We start from the raw sequence: 16,204 nt of genomic DNA on the forward strand, positions 1-16,204 counted from the left end.
ATCATCATCGATTACCTATTGGACAAAATATTCGTTTAGGGTGCAAACTGAGGCCAACGCGGTTGCCACTCGCCGACACGACGGGGAAGCAGCGCGAAACCGACAGTCTGGCAAGACGTTGAAGGAGGATGTATGAGCAAGCTTACCCCAGAGGAGTTCCGCGAGTACCTCAAGACGGTGCGTGCGCTCGCCGAGGGTCCGTTCGAGGAGATGCAGAAGGAGGTGGAGGTCACCAACAAGTTCCCGCAGGAATTCTACGACCTGGCCATCGAGAACAACCTGTACCGCTACGCGCTGCCCGAGGAGTACGGTGGATGGGGCCTGTCCGAGAAGGAGATCCTGCAGGTGCAGGAGGAGTTCTCCCGCGGACCGGGCGGCATGCGCATGCACCTGCACTACGCCGCCGACCTGAACTGGCGCATCCTCGACGACTACGGCAAGCCGGAGCTCAAGGCCGAGTTCATGGACAAGTTCCAGGACAAGACCATCTTCACGAACTTCGCGCTGACCGAGCAGACGGGCGGCACCGGCGCCGATCTGCATACCACCGCGCTCAAGGACGAGAACGGCAACTACGTGCTCAACGGCGAGAAGTGGCTCATCTCCCACACCGACTGCTCGCAGTACGCCTACGTCATCGCGGTGACCGACCCTGAGAAGCAGGGCGACGAGCGCCTGTCCGCCTTCTTCGTGCCCATGGACACGCCGGGATTCGAACTGGTTCCCATGCCGCACATGATGGGCTGCCGCGGCGCGGGCCACGCCGGCTTCAAGATGACCGACGTCGTGCTCGACCCGAAGTACCTGCTGGGCGAGGAGGGCCAGGGCATGGAAGTGGCCATGCACTCGCTCGCCATCTCCCGCGTGCACATCGCCGACTCGAACCTCGGCATGGCCCAGCGCATGCTGGAGATGTCCATCGCCCGCGCTCGCGACCGCGTCACCTTCGGCAAGCCGATCATCCAGCGCCAGGCCATCAAGATGAAGCTGGCGAACATGGCCACGAACATCCACGCACTGCGCTGCATGGTCATGGACTTCGCCGACGACTACGACAAGGATCCGCACAACGAGTTCGTCGACGAGAAGGCCGCCATGTGCAAGCTGTTCTCCATCGACACGGTGAAGATGGTGTCCGACGAGATGCTGGAGATCTTCGGCGGCGACGGCTACTTCGAGGATTCGCCGTACGGCCCGACCGAGCGCCTGTACCGCGACTGCCGCGCCATGTGGTTGGAAGAGGGCGCTCCCACCGTGCAGCGCATCACCATCGCGCGCGGCGTGGACAAGCACGACGGCCACGTGGAGTACGGCGATTGGATCGCCGGCACGGCCCTCTAGGGCGCTTCCGGATATCGCTTCCCGCTTTCCCCTTGACGAAGAACGGCCTCGGCATCGCGCCGAGGCCGTTCTCGTGCTCGGCCGTTCGCGACCGAAAAGAACCGTTCGCGAACGCCCGCCGTTCCCTAATTGTTACGTATCGTGCATCAATCGAGGAAATAGTACCGCTCGTGTTAACAGTTGGTAACGGAGGCCGCCGCATCGCATGCGAGGGTGTATCTTGGCCGCAACGGCCTTGAGGTCGCTCAGCGGGCATGCGGGCTGCCCGCCGGATCCGCGGATCGCGCGTTGAGAGACGGTGCGGACGCGGCGGCGGGGAAGCGGCATGCGACCTTATCTGAAAGGAGACCAGCTATATGAAGTCAAGGGCTAAACCGTAGGTTTTCGAGAACAGCAAATTATCCGAACGTTGCATCTTGAGAACCGAATATCGAATGCTTTCGGGCATGGCGAAGCGGGCGGCGAGGCCGCCTGCGAAGAATCCGGCATGGACCGCCCTATTCCCTCCCCGGGTCGTACGGGACCTGGTCGCGCATCACCGCGAACACGATGTGGCACAGCTTCCTCGCCACGGCCGTGACGGCCACGCGGTGGGGCTTGCCCTCGGCGCGCTTCTTGTCGTAGAAGGCGCGCAGCCCCGGGTCGTACTGCCTGGCGCGGTTGGCCGCCAGCCACAAAGCGCGGCGAAGGTACGGCGAGCCGTGCTTGGTTATGGGGCCGCCGCCGCTGTCGAACTGCCCGGACTGGCTCACCGACGAGTTCAGCCCGGCGTAGCTCACCAGGGCGGACGCGTTTCGGAAGCGCGACACGTCGCCTATCTCCGAGACGATCTGGGCGCCCGTGGCGTATGACACCCCGGGTATCGTGAGCACGAGCGGCTCGACCTCGTCGAGCAGGGCCCTCACCCTCGCCTCGACCTTCGCGCACTCCGAATCGGCGAACTCGATCTGCCTTATCAGGGACTTGACCTGGAACGAGGCCGCCTCCTGGCCGAGCCTCACGCCGATCGACGACCTGGCCGCGGCCTTGATCCTTGCGGCGTAGCCGACCGACTTTCCGCCGCGCCTGGACGCCTCGGCGACGTCGCGGGCGAGCGAGTCGGCGCGCCTGCGCGCCAGCTCGAAGGGCAGCGGGGACTTGGACAGCACCGCGCGGCTGCCGGCCCCGAACATGTCCGAGAATATCCCGGCGTACTCGGGGAAGTGGGCGTCCATCAGGCACACGCACTGGGTCTTGAGCTCCGCCACCATGCCGCGCAGCGACTGCAGGTAGCGCGACAGCGACCTCAGCGACGCCACCTCGTCGGTGGCGAGCCTGGTCTCGTCGTACTGCCCTATGCGCAGCGCCTCGGCTATGAGCCAGGCGTCGACGCGGTCGTTCTTGACCTTGTCGAGCCCCTTGAGCTTGCGCACCGCCTTGACCTGCATGGGGTTTATCACGGCGACCGAGTAGCCCCGGGCGACGAGGAACGAGTAGCACGCCATCCAGTAGTGGCCGGTGGCCTCCATGCCCACGACGACGTCGGACGGCGACCCCGCAAGGCCCTCGAGCCACGCGACGGCCCTCTCTAGCCCGGCCTCGGTGTTCTTGAACGGCATCGGCCGGCACATCTCGGCCCCGCGCTCGTCGACCGCCCCTATGACGTGGTCCGTCTTGGCGATGTCCACACCCGCGTAGATCATCCCCGGCTCCCTTCTGCGATGCGGCGGGACCTGCCCGAGCGCTCGGGACCGCAACCTCCCAAAAGAGATCCGAGGTGGCGCGTCGCCCCTCATCCAGCTAATTCGCGGCCTTTCCCGAACGGGGCAGGATGCCACTCTCCTTTGCGAGGTCGCATCCGGCGCCTCAGCCCACATGTCGGCATCCCTGCCCGCCAGAGTCTGCATTGCACCTGAAAGCATTCGATATTCGGCTCCCAAATGCAACAACTAAAAGATAGGAGCACTCATGAACAACCCTGCTCAGAAATCATACCAGCTCTACATCGACGGCAAGTGGGTCGACGCGTCCGACGGCGGCACGCTCGACGTGTACTGCCCGGCCAACGGCGAGCAGCTTTCCACCATCGCCGACGCCACGAAGGAAGACGTCGACCGCGCGGTCGACGCCGCATGGAAGGCGTTCGAAACCTGGAGCAAGACGTCGAAGGCCGAGCGCGCCATCATCCTGAACAAGGTGGCCGACCTCATCGAGGAGAACGCCGAGAGGTTCGCGCTGCTCGAATCGCTGGACAACGGCAAGCCTATCCGCGAGACGCGCGCCATCGACGTGGCGTACTCGGTCGACCATTTCCACTACTTCGCCGGCGTGCTGCTGGCCGACACGGGAGAGGCCGACCTGCTTCCGGGCAACATGATGTCGCTCGTGCTGCACGAGCCTATCGGCGTCGTCGGCCAGATCGTGCCGTGGAACTTCCCGTTCCTCATGGCCGCTTGGAAGCTGGCTCCCGTGCTGGCCGCCGGCGACTGCACGGTGTTCAAGCCCTCGTCCACGACCTCGCTCACGGTGCTCGAGCTTGCCAAGCTCACCGAAGGCGTCATTCCGGCCGGCGTATTCAACGTGGTCACGGGCCGCGGCTCGAAGTCGGGTCAGTACATCCTCGACAATCCCAAGATCAGCAAGCTTGCCTTCACCGGGTCGACCGAAGTCGGTCGCGACGTGGCCCGCGCGGCGGCCGAGCGCCTCATCCCGGCCACGTTGGAGCTGGGCGGCAAGTCGGCGAACATCATCTTCCCCGATGCCAAGTGGGACATGATGCTCGACGGCATCCAGCTGGGCATCCTGTTCAACCAGGGTCAGGTGTGCTGCGCCGGCAGCCGCATCTTCGTGCACGAGGATATCTACGACAAGTTCGTCGAGGACGCATGCGAGGCGTTCAGCAAGGTGAAGGTGGGCATGCCTTGGGAGGACGACACCCAGATGGGCAGCCAGATCGACCAGAATCAGATGAACAAGATCCTCGAGTACGTGGAGATCGCCAAGCAGGAGGGCGGTCGCGTCCTCTGCGGCGGGGAGCGCGCGACCGAAGGCGAGCTTGCCAAGGGCGCCTTCTTGAAGCCGACGCTCATCGAGGTGCCGAACAACTCCTGCCGCGTGGCCCAGGAAGAGATTTTCGGGCCGGTGGCCGTGGTCATCAAGTTCAAAGACGAGCAAGAGGTCATCGACCTGGCCAACGATTCCGTGTACGGCCTGGGCGGCGCCGTCTGGACGCGCGACATCAACCGCGCCTTCCGCGTCGCGCAGGGCGTCAAGACCGGGCGCATGTGGGTGAACACCTACAACCAGATCCCGTCCGGAGCGCCGTTCGGAGGCTATAAGGAGTCCGGCATCGGCCGCGAGACGCACAAGATTATGCTCGAGCACTACACCCAGACGAAGAACATCATGATCAACCTGGGCGAAGAGCCGAGCGGCTTCTACCCGGCGAAGTAAAGATCCCCTGCACCTAGAAGCAGGCGGGAGAGCATGACGAACGCGAAGCGCCCCGATCGGGGCGCTTCTGCATGCAGAGCCTTCTAGAAATCGCTTCGCTGCATGTTGAGGTAGTTCAGCAGCTCGCTGCGCTTGTGGATCTGCATCTTCTCGTAGATGTGCCGCACGTGGGTGTTCACGGTGTACGGCGATATCACCAGCTTCTCGGCCATGTTGTTCGTGGTGTAGCCGCGCGCGATGAGCACGAGGATCTCGGCCTCGCGCCCCGACAGGCTGAACTCCTTGGCCACCTCGGAGCAGATCTCGTCGATCTCGGCCTTCGTGGGCGGCGCGGCCGTCAGTGCCACGATGTTGAACTCCTGGCGCACCAGCGGCACCAGCAGCACGGCCAGCACGCACATGAGCCCCAGGCACGTCTCGGGCGTGATGGCGAAGGCCAGCTCGGGGGCGTGCTCGTAGCCTACGGCCCACGTATTGCCTACGGCGATGCCCGCGCGCACGAACGCGCCGGAGAAGGCGAACGCTACGGCCGGCGTCACGTAGCCTTTCGAGGTGAGGATGCCGAAGTACATGATGAGCAGGATTTCCAGCAGCGACGAGATGCCGGTCGCCATGATGAAGGCGGGGAAGAACGCCACCTCGTCGGCCAGGAACAGCGCGAACGCCGCGATCAGCAGCACCAGCAGCCAGGGGAACATCTTGAATATGTTGGCCTTGTCCTTCGACGCGATGCTGATGCCGGCGATGCCCAGCATGATGGCCGCCCCTCCGAGGATGCCCAGCGTGAAGCTGACGTCTCCGGTGGGCAGCACCTCCCAGGGGATGATGGCCACGAGGAAATAGCACGCGACGCTGGCCAGGAAGGTGATGATGCTCACCGCGACCATGTTCTTGAGACCGCCCTGGGCCGCGCTCTTCGGCAGCAGCACCGGAAACGCCCGCGAGCCGTCGCGGCGAGCGGCCACCAGCAGTATGCCGGAGGCGATGGGCAGCAGTGAGACGAACGCCGTCGTCACGTACGAGGGCAGCACCCACGCCAGGATGATGGTTCCGAGCAGCGTCAGGCCGAACGTCGTGCCGATGTGGCGGAGGGTGAAGTTCGCCTTCACGCAGGCGTAGCGCTCGCCCCAGAGGATCCACATGACCGATTCGGTGATGCCGAGAAAGAAGGACAGCGCGTAGGCGAGGCCGGGCACCGTGAACACTTGAGGAATCAGGCATATCGCCAACGTTGCAAGGCAGGTGAGCGCCGGCGCGGCCACGTAGAGCCAACGGTAGGCCGAGAGGTGCCGCTTGCGCCCCAGCGCGAACGCGATGAGCAGCAGCGAGACCACGGTGGCGCCCAAGTTCACCAGCCAGGAGATGGTGACGCGCTCGTCCAGCAGTTCGGTCTGCGTGAACATGTGCGGGACGAACCATAGAGCGTAGTGCCATGCTAAAAGCAACGCGAATCCCACGTATTTCAGCGCAGGACGAGTCGCAAGATCCGTCAAGTACCCCTCTTTTCCCGTTTTCCGGTCCGACGGTGCTGCCGATTGGAGCGTCATAAAGCCGACCACCCTTCCTATCTCCCGTTAGCGATGGATGATGATGCCGTTGAGCTGCCCTTTCGCAGGGTGGCTCCCAATGCCTCCGCCTTATTCATCACGGCGAGAATCTATCACTAATTCTTCGGTAACGCCTCGCAAGAAAGTAAGTATTAGGCCAATTAGTGGGGATTTTGCGATGGCAAAACCACAGTCTGCGAACAGAATGCACCCAACGGCTCGGTTCACCGCCGGTCGCCGCCATGAACGTGCCGGCGACCGACTGAGAGACCGGGCGCAGACAAGGAGAAAGGAAGTAAGGATGTCACTGCTTGCCAAGAGCAAGGGAGAGGTTACCTACAAGGAGCTCTCCACCCTGCACAAGTGGGCGCTCGTCGTGCTCATCTCCATGGGCTCGTCGATCATCTACGCGCCGATGTATCTGAAGAACGTCTTCTACGATCCGCTGATGCAGGCGCTCGGCGCCACCAACGCCGACCTCGGCCTCATGGTGTCGGCCTACGGCATCGCCGCCATGATCTGCTACCTGCCCTCTGGCATCGTGGCCGACAAGTTCCGCATGCGCACGCTGGCATGGGTCGGTTTCATCGCCACCGCCGTTCTCGTGTTCGTGTACGCCATGCTGCCTTCCGTGCAGATCTGCCTGATCCTGTTCGTGCTCATGGGCGTTACCTCCATCCTCGTGTGGTGGGGCACGCGCTTCAAGGTCATCCGCCTGTGCTGCGAGGAGAACGAGTACGCCTCCAAGATCGGCATCAGCTACTCCATCTACGGCGTCACCGGCCTCGTCATCGGCCTCATCAACGCCGGCATCATCGCGGCCATCTCCGGCTCCGCGGGCGTGCAGGCCATGCTCATCTTCCTGGGCGTCGTCATCGCCGTCCTGGGCGTCGTCTCCTTCTTCATCATCCCCGACTTCAAGGGCGAGATCAACAAGGACGCCAAGCTGTTCAGCGTCAAGGAGGCCATCCAGGCCATCAAGCACCCCGGCGTCATCTGGGCCTGCGTCGCGTACTTCGCCTGCTACGCCGTGTACCAGGGCGCTACCTACACCACGCCGTACCTCACGCAGTGCTTCAACGCCGACGGCAACCTCGTGAACATCGTCGGCCTCATCCGCACCTACGGCATCGGCCTCATCGCCGGCCCCATTGTCGGCTTCATCGCCACGAAGATCAAGAGCCCCTCGAAGACCATCCTGGGCGGCTTCATCCTGTCCATCGCGGTACTCGTCGGCTTCATCCTGTTCCCGCAGGATCCCTCCGGCGCCATGGTCGCCTCCATCCTCGTGGTCGTGTTCGGCTTCACCACCTACGGCGCCTTCTCCATCGGCTCCTCGCCGCTGTCCGAGGTCAAGATCCCCATGGCCATCTTCGGCACCGCCTCCGGCCTGCTGTCCGTCATCGGCTTCCTGCCTGACGTGTTCATCCACACCTGGTACGGCGGCATGATCGACGCCCAGGGTACGGCAGCGTTCTCCAGCATCTTCGGCTTCGAGATCATGTTCGGCGTCATCGGCTGCATCGCGCTGGTCATGCTGCTCCGCTCCATCAAGAAGCACTTCGGCGCCTCCGACGCGGTCGCGGCCGCAGAGGACGGCGAGTCCGCCAAGGCGTAACGCGCCGCCAGCGAGCGCGGGGGCGCGCCGCTGCAAGCAGCGTCCCCGCGTCTCGATCCCGTTGTTCCACCGGATCCACCATCCCGCATCGATCGGTTCGCGAAAGAAGGTTGCAATGAACAAGCTCGACGTGCTCTCGAAGATCAACCCGCAGATGAAGGCCGTGCTCGCCAAAGAGGACGAGCTGGCGGGCGACGCGAACGATACCAGCGTGGGCTTCGAGAAAATGCGCGAGAACTACGTGGCCGGCCGCGCGTTCTGGTGCGAGGGCGGACCGGTCATGGCCGAGAAGCTCGATGCCGAGGTGGACGGCCCCTACGGCGCCATTCCGGTGCGCTACTACTATCCCACGGCTGCAGCCGCTGCTGGCCGTGCGGCAGGGAAGCCCGCCATGCCGGCCATCGTGTACGTGCACGGCGGCGGGTTCGTGCTGGGCAACCTCGACACGCACGACCGCGTGTGCCGCGTCCTGGCAAGCCATGCCGGCGTGCCGGTGGTGGCCGTCGACTACCGTCTGTCGCCCGAGGCCAAGTTCCCCAGCGCGGTGGAGGAGGTGGCCGCCGTGGCCTCCTACCTGCACGAGCAGGGCGCCCGTCACGGCATCGACGGCGAGCGCCTGTCCTTCGCCGGAGACTCCGGCGGCGCGCATCTGGGCCTTGCGGCCACGATGTACCTGCGCGAGGAGAAAGGCGCAAGCGACTTCGTGAAGTGCTGCCTTCTGTACTACGGCTGGTTCGGCCTGACCGACTCGTCTTCGATGCGCCTTCTGGGCGGTCCGTGGGACGGGCTTACCGAGGCCGACTGGCAGTTCTACATGCAGATGTACGCGAACGACCCCGCCGAGCTGGCGGCCAGCCCCTACGCGAACCTGTTCCTGAACGACCTGGAGCGCGACATGCCGGCCTGCTACATCGCGGCGGCCGAGTACGACCCGCTGCGCGACGACAGCGCCACGCTGGCAGCCATCTGCGAGCAGTACGGCACGCCCGTCCGCTACGAGGTGTTCGAAGGCGTCATCCACGCGTTTCTGCACTACACCAAGATGCTCGATGCGGCAAACGACGCCCTCGAGCACGGCGCGACCTTCTACCGCGAGCAGCTGGGGCTGTAGGCGCCGCGGCCGGAAGACCAATCAAGGCTACAGCGGGGGATCAGCCCCGTTGCACAAACACTAAAAGGAGGATCGTCATGGATTTCAAGTTGACGGACGAGCAGGAGCTTATCGTCGATAGCTACCGCGAGTACATGGAGAGCGAGAATTGGGAGACTTACTTCCACGAGTGCGACGAGAAGCACGAGTACCCGCTGCGCTGGGTGAAGGGCCTCTGCGAGCTGGGCTTCGACCAGATCATGCTCCCCGAGAGCCACGGCGGCCTGGGCCTGGAGCAGCCCTGCGTGACGCTGATGGCCGTGTACGAGATCCTGGGCAAGTACGGCGCCCCCACCTACGTGCTGTACCAGCTGCCCGGCTTCGAGACCATCATCCGCGAGGGCACCGAAGAGCAGATCGAGGCCGTCATGAGCACGCTGGGCTCCGGCGAGCAGATCTGGAACTCGGCCTGCACCGAGCCGGGCGCCGGTTCCGACGTGGGCGCGCTGGCCACCACCTACAAGCGCGAGAACGGCAAGATCTACCTCAACGGCACCAAGACCTTCATCACCTCCTCGGCCGGTGTGAAGTACCTCGTCATCATGGCGAAGAACGCCGACGACCCGACCATGTTCACCGAGTTCTTCCTCGATATGTCCAAGCCGGGCGTGAAGCTGTCCCCGCTGACCAAGCTGGGCCTGCGCATGGACAGCTGCTGCGAGGTCTACATGGACAACGTGGAGCTTGAGGAGAAGGACATCTTCGGCAAAGAGGGCAACGGCTTCATGCGCGGCGTGTCCGACTTCAACTTCGAGCGCTGGCTCGTGGGCGCCTGCGACTACGGCACCGCCATCTGCGCCTTCGAGGATGCTATGGCGCACGCGAACAGCCGCATCGCCTTCGGGAAGCCCATCAGCCGCTTCCAGCTCAACCAGATCAAGATCACCGATATGTGCATCAAGCTGACGAACATGAAGAACATGCTGTATGAGGCCGCCTGGAACGCCGACAACAACGACGGCAACTTCGACCCGGCCGCTGCCGCCATGTGCAAGTACTACTGCGCCAACGCCTCCTTCGAAGTGACCGATGACGCCATGCAGATCATGGGCGGCATCGCCGTGGCTTCTGAGCATCGCATCAACCGCATCTGGCGCGACCTGCGCGTCGACCGCGTCTCCGGCGGCACCGACGAGATGATGATCCTCGCCACCTCCAAGGGCGCCTCCATCAAGTACAAGCAGAAGTAAGCAGGAGCTCCGTTTAGTCAGTATTGGACAGGGCTGTCGTGGCGAGTCGGATAGCGGTGAAGGTTCCGAGGTCAATGAGGTAAGCGGCCTATCGGCCGTGTCCGAATGACTTCGGGTTCTGAACCGCTAGCCGGCCGCCACGGCAAGCCGTCACCATTCAAGGAGGATTCAACTATGGCAATTCCTACCGAAAAGCCCTCGTACGGCCCGCTCGACGGCGTCAAGGTCGTGTACGCGGCAGTGGAGCTGGCCTGCCCGAAGGCCGCCGACCTCATGGCCGACTGGGGTGCCGACGTCGTCTGGCTCGAGAACACGGGCGCGGGCGACACTATCCGCGACACCGCGTACGTGAAGCAGGCCGAGCGCCGCAACCAGCGCTCCGTGGCCCTGAACTACTTCTCCGAAGAGGGCAAGAAGGTGTTCTTCGACCTCGTGAAGGACGCCGACATCTTCATGGAGGCCTCCAAGGGCGGCACGTGGGCTCGCAAGGGCATCACCGACGACGTGCTGTGGGAGCTCAACCCCAAGATGGTCATCGTACACGTCTCCGGCTTCGGCCAGGAGGGCGACCCCAAGATGGTGAAGCGCGCCGCCTACGACCTGACGGTGATGGCCTACTCCGGCATCATCATGCAGAACGGCACGGAGGAGCAGCCCATGCTCCCCGGACCCTACGCGGGCGACTACTTCAACACGCTGATGATCGCCTCCTCGGCGCTGGCGGCCCTGTACAAGGCCGAGAAGTCCGGCAAGGGCGAGAGCATCGATTTGGCCATGTACGAGACGCTTCTGGCCATCGGCCAGTACTACCTGGTCGACTACCTTAACGAGGGCATCAAGTGGCCTCGTCCGGGCGCCCGCAACCAGAACCTCTGCGGCATCGGCGAGTTCAAGTGCAAGGACGGCTTCCTGGGCGTGTGCCTGTACGGCGTCGACCAGAACAAGTACTTCCTCGAGACCATCGGCCTGGGGCATCTCTGGGGCACCGAGGACATCCCCGAGGGCACGAGCGGCCTGTGGCTGTCCAACCCGCACGCCGACGAGATCCAGAAGGCGTTCGAAGAGTACTGCCTGGCCAACTCGAAGTACGACATCGAAGAGGACTTCGCCGCGCACCGCATTGCCGTGCAGGTGGTCAACGACATGGAAGACCTCGTGGAAGAAGAGCACCTGCGCTTGCGCAACACGTGGGTCGACTGGGAGACGGTCGACGGCGAGACCTTCCACGGCCTCGGCGTGTTCCCGAAGTTCAAGAACAACCCGGGTCAGATCTGGCGTCCGATGCCGCATCAGGGCGGCGACACCGTCGACGTCATGACGAAGCTGGGCTACACGCAGGAGCAGATCGACGAGCTGGCCGCGGCCGGCGTCGTGAAGATCGGCTAACGCGGTACCTCGCGTCCGGGAATCGCTTCCCGGGCGCCACGTCGGATGCGCGGCCGGCAGAACTCGCCGCGCATCCGCACGATGCCGCCCTTGCGGGCGAGGGCCCTCGACGACGGCATCGTGCGGATTACCAGGGGATCGACGGATGGAAAAGGTGAGACGATTGACCGACATCGTGGGAAACGAAACGGTGCGCAGCCTGTGGGACGGCCTCGTGGCCGCGTGCGGCGAGCGCGAGTTCCTCCTCTTCCGCGATCGCACGGGTTCGACCAGCACGTACACGTATCGCGCGTTCAACGAGGAGATCGACCGGGCGGCCAACGTGTTCCTCTCGATGGGGGTCGCGGCTGGCGAGCGCGTGGCCGTGCAGCTGTGCACGTGCCCCGAGTTCATGATGTGCCTGTTCGGGTTGGCGAAGATCGGCGCCGTCATGGTGCCCATGAACGAGCAGTACCTGGTGGAGGAAGCCGCGTTCGTGCTCGAGCGTACCGAGGCCTCGTGCGCGGTGGTTGAGCCGAAGTTCCTCGGCCTGTACCGCGCCGTGCGCGACAGCGGCCCGTATTGCCCCAAGGGCGTGCTGGTGGCGCGCACGCACGACGACAAGGTCGAGGGCGTCGAAGAAGCGCGCGCCGCCCTCGAGCGCGACGGGTCCCTGCACGACTTCTCGCGGCTGCGCGCCGAGGCGGCGGCCGAGCTCGACGAGGTGCGCCCGCTGAGCGCCGACGACCCGGCCGAGATCATCTTCACGTCCGGCACCACCTCGCGCCCGAAGGGCGTGGTGCTCACGCATGCGAACATCCTGTTCAGCGGCTTGTATGGCGACTGGGAGGTCGCGCTGACGAAGAACGACCGCCTGCTCACCACCATGCCCGCCTGCCATTCCAACTTCCAGCTGGCCGCGCTCATGCCGGTGCTCACCGTGGGCGCCACGCTCATCGTGGTGGAGAAGTACAGCGCCAGCCGCTTCTGGTCGCAGATCCGCGAGTTCAAGGCAACCGTCACGCAGTGCGTGGCCATGATGCTGCGCACGCTCATGCTGCAGCCCGCCTCGCCCGACGACCGCAACCACGAGCTGCGCGAGATCCTCTACTTCCTGCCGGTGTCCGACGCCGAGAAGGAGGCGTTCGAGCAGCGCTTCGGCGTGTCGCTCATGAACACGTACGGCTCCACCGAGTCCATCGGCTGGGTGCTCACCGACCCGCCCACCGGCGCGCGCCGGTGGCCTTCCGTGGGACGCGCGGGACTTGGCTACGAGGTGCGCATCACGCGCGAGGACGGCACGCAGGCCGACCCGGGCGAGGTAGGCGAAATCCAGGTGAGGGGCGTGCGCGGCCGCACCATCATGAAGGAGTACTTCAACGACCCCGAGGCCACGGCGCGCACGTTCACCGAGGACGGCTGGCTGAAGACCGGCGACAAGGGGTACGTGGACGAGGACGGCTGGTTCTTCTTCGTCGACCGCAAGGTGAACATGATCAAGCGGGCGGGGGAGAACATCTCCACCACCGAGCTGGAGAACGTGCTGGCAGGCCACCCGCGCATCGCCGAGGCCGCGGTCATCGGCGTGCCCGATCCCATCCGCGACCAGGCCGTGAAGGCCTTCGTGCTGCCGGCCGCAGGCGCGCGGATCACCGAGGAGGAGGTGCTCGCGTACTGCGAGGAGCACATGGCGGGGTTCAAGGTCCCCTCGTACGTGGAGATCGTCGACAGCTTCCCCCGCACGTGCTCCATGAAAATCGAGAAGAAATTGTTGAAATGACCTGCGGGACGGTCGAGGGCATCGGGCAGCGCCCAGTCGCTCAGACAGTCCTCGCTGCGCTGCGGCGCCGCGGAGCGAAGCGGAGCAAGTCCCCGAAGGGGAAACTCGCTTGGTGGGTGCCGCCCGATGCCCTCGACCTCGCCTCTTTTCGTTTGCGACCCTACGGCAAGCGCAGCGGGGGATTCGACCGTGGCACGTACGAGTGAACCTGGTGAATGAGTACCCTTTTTGGGGACTTGGGAGATAAGGAGAGGGACTATGGCTATCAGCACTGAGATCGTGGGTAAGGAGTTCGGGCCGTTCGTAAGGGAGTACACATTCAAGGACCTGGAGATCTGCGCGCTGGGCTGCAACGCGGGCTACGACGGGAAGACGGACCTCGAGTACGTGAACGAGGGGGACGCCGCGAACCCCGATCTCAAGGTGCTGCCCATCTTCGGCGCGCCGCTGACCGTGCACGAGGAGATGACGCGCACGCTGGACTACGGCTACGACTACGACGGCTCGCTGCACTACGGCTTCGAGATCAAGCTGCACGCGCCCTTCAAGATGAACGACCGCATCGAGACGTTCGTCACCCAGGACGCGCTGTACGACCGCGGCGAGGGCCGCGGGTGCCTCTCGAAGCAGACCGGACGCTCCTACTCCTCCGACGGCACGCTTCTGTGCGAGACCGAGACCTGGGACGTGTGCATCTACGACGGCGGTTGGGGAGGCCCCAAGCCCCCGAAGGACATCGTGGAGATGCCCGACCGCGCGCTCGACGCCGTGGTGGAGGAGACGATGCCGCTCAACATGCCGCTGATCTACCGTCTCATGGGCGACTGGCACCAGCAGCACATCGACTTCGCCTACACCGAGCAGACGGGGCTTGCTCGTCCCATCGCCCACGGCGTGAGCTTGGGCGGCTTCACGATGCGCCACATTATCAGCTCGTTCTTCCCGGGCGAGCCGGAGCGCATGAAGCGCTTTAAGACCCGCATCACCTCGCCGGTGCTGCCGGGCACCACGCTGCAGACCCGCATGTGGAAGGTGGGCGACAACGAGATCCGCTTCCAGCTGGTCGACGCCGACGCCGACGAGACCGGCGCCAAGCCGCACCTGAACTTCGGCATCTGCGAGTGGGAGTAAGCCGCAGGTTGCCATCCTGAGCGCCGGTCGCAGGCCGTAGTCGAAGGATTCCGTGCGGCGCAAGCGGGAAACGTCACGGCTGGTGCCGCCGGGACCTTCGACTCGCTTGCGCTCGCTCGGGGTGACGGTAAGGGGAGCTTTCGCTCCGCTCAGGATGTATCGCAAGAGGAACGCATAGCACAGGAGGAGACGAGAGCATGAGCAACGTAAAGCATATGACCCAGGTAACGAGCCCTCCCATGGGCGAGGTCGCCGACAGCGCCAAGCAGATCGGCGGGGACGTGGTCCACAAGGTGAAGAAGTCGGCCAAGAAGACCATGGACGACGTTGCCATGACGCCCTTCTTGCGCAAGATCACGTTCTTCTCAAGCGGAGGCTCGTTTTTGGACGGCTACGTGCTCTCGCTCATCGGCGTGGCGCTCACGCAGATCACACCGCTGTTCAGCCTCGACGAGGCGTGGAGCGCGGCCATCGGGGCGTCGGTTTTGCTGGGCATCTTCGTGGGCACGATCGCGGGCGGCTACCTCACCGACCGCATCGGGCGCAAGAAGATGTTCATCGTCGACATCGTGGCCATCGGAACGTTCTCCATCCTGAGCGTGTTCTGCGCCGACCCGCTCCAGCTCGTGGCGGCGCGCTTCTTCATCGGCGTGTTCGTAGGCGCCGACTACCCGATAGCCACCTCGCTCATCGCCGAGTTCACGCCCAAGCAGCACCGCTCCATCTCCATGGGCATGGTGTCGGCCGCCTGGTACCTCGGCGCCACGGTGGCGGCGTTCGTGGGGTACTTCCTGTACAGCGTGGCAGGCGGCTGGCAGTGGATGCTCGGCTCGGCCGTCATCCCCTGCATCATCCTGCTGGTCGGGCGGCACGACATCCCCGAGTCGCCCATGTGGCTGGCTCAGAAAGGCCGCACCGAGGAGGCCGACGCCGTCATGCGGCGCGTGTTCGGCGAAGGCGTGGAGCTCGAGCTGGAGGATCCGGGCGAGAAGACCAGCCTGCGCAAGGTGTTCGCGGGCGGCTACGCCAAGCGCATCGTGTTCTTGGGCATCCTGACGCTGTGCCAGGTGGTGCCGATGTACGCCATCTACACGTTCGGCCCCGAGATCATGACGGCCTTCGGGCTGGGGGAGGGTCACGAGGCCATCCTGGGCGAGAGCGTGGTCAGCCTGTTCTTCCTGATCGGTTCCATCCCGGCCATGTTCTGGCTGAACTCGATGGGCCGCCGTCCGCTGCTCATCCGCTCGCTCGCCCTCATGGCGGTGGGCCTCGTCATCCTGGGCGTGTTCCCGGACGCCCCCATCTACGTGATCATCCTGGGGTTCGGCCTGTACGCGTTCTTCAGCGGCGGCCCGGGCATCCTGCAATGGCTGTACCCCAACGAGCTGTTCCCCACCGAGGTGCGCGCCTCTGCGGTGGGCATCGCCATCGCGTTCTCGCGCATCGGCACCATCATCGCCACGTACGGCACGCCGCTGTTCCTGGCCGCCTACGGCATCGGCCCCACCATGCTGATCGCGGCGGGCCTCGTGATCCTGGGCCTCGTGCTGTCGGCCTTCATGGCGCCCGAGACGAAGGGCAAGTCGCTTCTGGAGACGAGCTCGCTCGACGAGGGGGACGCGCACCCGCGCGGGGCGTAGGGGAGGCGCC

The 16,204-nt window shown here is 64.6% G+C and carries 11 protein-coding genes; 9 read left to right on the forward strand and 2 right to left on the reverse strand.

Annotated features, from left to right (window positions below; all coding sequences use genetic code 11):
- The first annotated feature begins 132 nt into the window (after positions 1–132).
- Positions 133–1,341: an acyl-CoA dehydrogenase family protein gene (locus HMPREF1023_RS01425; RefSeq protein ID WP_009304348.1), complete on the forward strand. Its 1,209-nt coding sequence runs from the start codon at positions 133–135 to the stop codon at positions 1,339–1,341.
- Positions 1,342–1,838: 497 nt separating this feature from the next.
- Here the strand turns inward: HMPREF1023_RS01425 and HMPREF1023_RS01430 are convergent, their stop codons facing one another.
- The gene (locus tag HMPREF1023_RS01430) at positions 1,839–3,023 is read right to left on the reverse strand and encodes an IS110 family transposase (protein WP_009304349.1); all 1,185 of its coding nucleotides are present in this window, start codon (positions 3,021–3,023) and stop codon (positions 1,839–1,841) included.
- A 265-nt stretch (positions 3,024–3,288) separates the two neighbouring features.
- Between HMPREF1023_RS01430 and HMPREF1023_RS01435 the strand changes: the two genes are divergently transcribed.
- Complete coding sequence (locus HMPREF1023_RS01435; RefSeq protein WP_009304350.1) at positions 3,289–4,773, forward strand: aldehyde dehydrogenase family protein; 1,485 nt, start codon at positions 3,289–3,291, stop codon at positions 4,771–4,773.
- An 83-nt stretch (positions 4,774–4,856) separates the two neighbouring features.
- Here HMPREF1023_RS01435 and HMPREF1023_RS01440 read toward each other — a convergent pair whose 3' ends face one another.
- On the reverse strand, positions 4,857–6,266 hold the full coding sequence (locus tag HMPREF1023_RS01440; protein ID WP_227111453.1) for a LuxR C-terminal-related transcriptional regulator: 1,410 nt from the start codon (positions 6,264–6,266) through the stop codon (positions 4,857–4,859).
- 355 nt (positions 6,267–6,621) lie between these two features.
- Between HMPREF1023_RS01440 and HMPREF1023_RS01445 the strand changes: the two genes are divergently transcribed.
- From HMPREF1023_RS01445 to HMPREF1023_RS01480, 7 genes are all read left to right on the forward strand, one after another.
- Positions 6,622–7,938 (forward strand): MFS transporter, encoded by a 1,317-nt coding sequence (locus tag HMPREF1023_RS01445; RefSeq protein ID WP_009304352.1) that lies wholly within the window; start codon positions 6,622–6,624, stop codon positions 7,936–7,938.
- A 115-nt stretch (positions 7,939–8,053) separates the two neighbouring features.
- Positions 8,054–9,049, forward strand: a complete 996-nt coding sequence (gene aes, locus HMPREF1023_RS01450; RefSeq protein WP_009304353.1) for an acetyl esterase — start codon at positions 8,054–8,056, stop codon at positions 9,047–9,049.
- A gap of 77 nt (positions 9,050–9,126) precedes the next feature.
- Positions 9,127–10,278: a crotonobetainyl-CoA dehydrogenase gene (gene caiA / locus HMPREF1023_RS01455; RefSeq protein WP_009304354.1), complete on the forward strand. Its 1,152-nt coding sequence runs from the start codon at positions 9,127–9,129 to the stop codon at positions 10,276–10,278.
- A gap of 174 nt (positions 10,279–10,452) precedes the next feature.
- Positions 10,453–11,664, forward strand: coding sequence for an L-carnitine CoA-transferase (gene caiB / locus HMPREF1023_RS01460; RefSeq protein WP_009304355.1), 1,212 nt, complete (start codon positions 10,453–10,455; stop codon positions 11,662–11,664).
- A gap of 145 nt (positions 11,665–11,809) precedes the next feature.
- A complete protein-coding gene (gene caiC, locus HMPREF1023_RS01465; protein ID WP_015760806.1) occupies positions 11,810–13,423 on the forward strand; it encodes a crotonobetaine/carnitine-CoA ligase in 1,614 nt (537 codons plus the stop codon).
- Positions 13,424–13,681: 258 nt separating this feature from the next.
- Positions 13,682–14,554, forward strand: a complete 873-nt coding sequence (locus HMPREF1023_RS01475) for a MaoC/PaaZ C-terminal domain-containing protein (protein ID WP_009304358.1) — start codon at positions 13,682–13,684, stop codon at positions 14,552–14,554.
- 197 nt (positions 14,555–14,751) lie between these two features.
- Positions 14,752–16,194, forward strand: a complete 1,443-nt coding sequence (locus HMPREF1023_RS01480) for an MFS transporter (protein WP_009304359.1) — start codon at positions 14,752–14,754, stop codon at positions 16,192–16,194.
- Positions 16,195–16,204: the final 10 nt, after the last annotated feature.

Source organism: Eggerthella sp. 1_3_56FAA (assembly GCF_000185625.1).
Taxonomy (GTDB): domain Bacteria; phylum Actinomycetota; class Coriobacteriia; order Coriobacteriales; family Eggerthellaceae; genus Eggerthella; species Eggerthella lenta.

What these genes read in the sequence shown, in the direction of transcription:
- caiC (WP_015760806.1), top strand. Translation starts at nt 11,810, where the DNA reads ATGGAAAAGGTGAGACGATTGACCGACATCGTGGGAAACGAAACGGTG.
- caiA (WP_009304354.1), top strand. Translation starts at nt 9,127, where the DNA reads ATGGATTTCAAGTTGACGGACGAGCAGGAGCTTATCGTCGATAGCTAC.
- aes (WP_009304353.1), top strand. Translation starts at nt 8,054, where the DNA reads ATGAACAAGCTCGACGTGCTCTCGAAGATCAACCCGCAGATGAAGGCC.
- HMPREF1023_RS01475 (WP_009304358.1), top strand. Translation starts at nt 13,682, where the DNA reads ATGGCTATCAGCACTGAGATCGTGGGTAAGGAGTTCGGGCCGTTCGTA.
- HMPREF1023_RS01435 (WP_009304350.1), top strand. Translation starts at nt 3,289, where the DNA reads ATGAACAACCCTGCTCAGAAATCATACCAGCTCTACATCGACGGCAAG.
- HMPREF1023_RS01425 (WP_009304348.1), top strand. Translation starts at nt 133, where the DNA reads ATGAGCAAGCTTACCCCAGAGGAGTTCCGCGAGTACCTCAAGACGGTG.
- HMPREF1023_RS01445 (WP_009304352.1), top strand. Translation starts at nt 6,622, where the DNA reads ATGTCACTGCTTGCCAAGAGCAAGGGAGAGGTTACCTACAAGGAGCTC.
- HMPREF1023_RS01430 (WP_009304349.1), bottom strand. Translation starts at nt 3,023, where the DNA reads ATGATCTACGCGGGTGTGGACATCGCCAAGACGGACCACGTCATAGGG.
- caiB (WP_009304355.1), top strand. Translation starts at nt 10,453, where the DNA reads ATGGCAATTCCTACCGAAAAGCCCTCGTACGGCCCGCTCGACGGCGTC.
- HMPREF1023_RS01480 (WP_009304359.1), top strand. Translation starts at nt 14,752, where the DNA reads ATGAGCAACGTAAAGCATATGACCCAGGTAACGAGCCCTCCCATGGGC.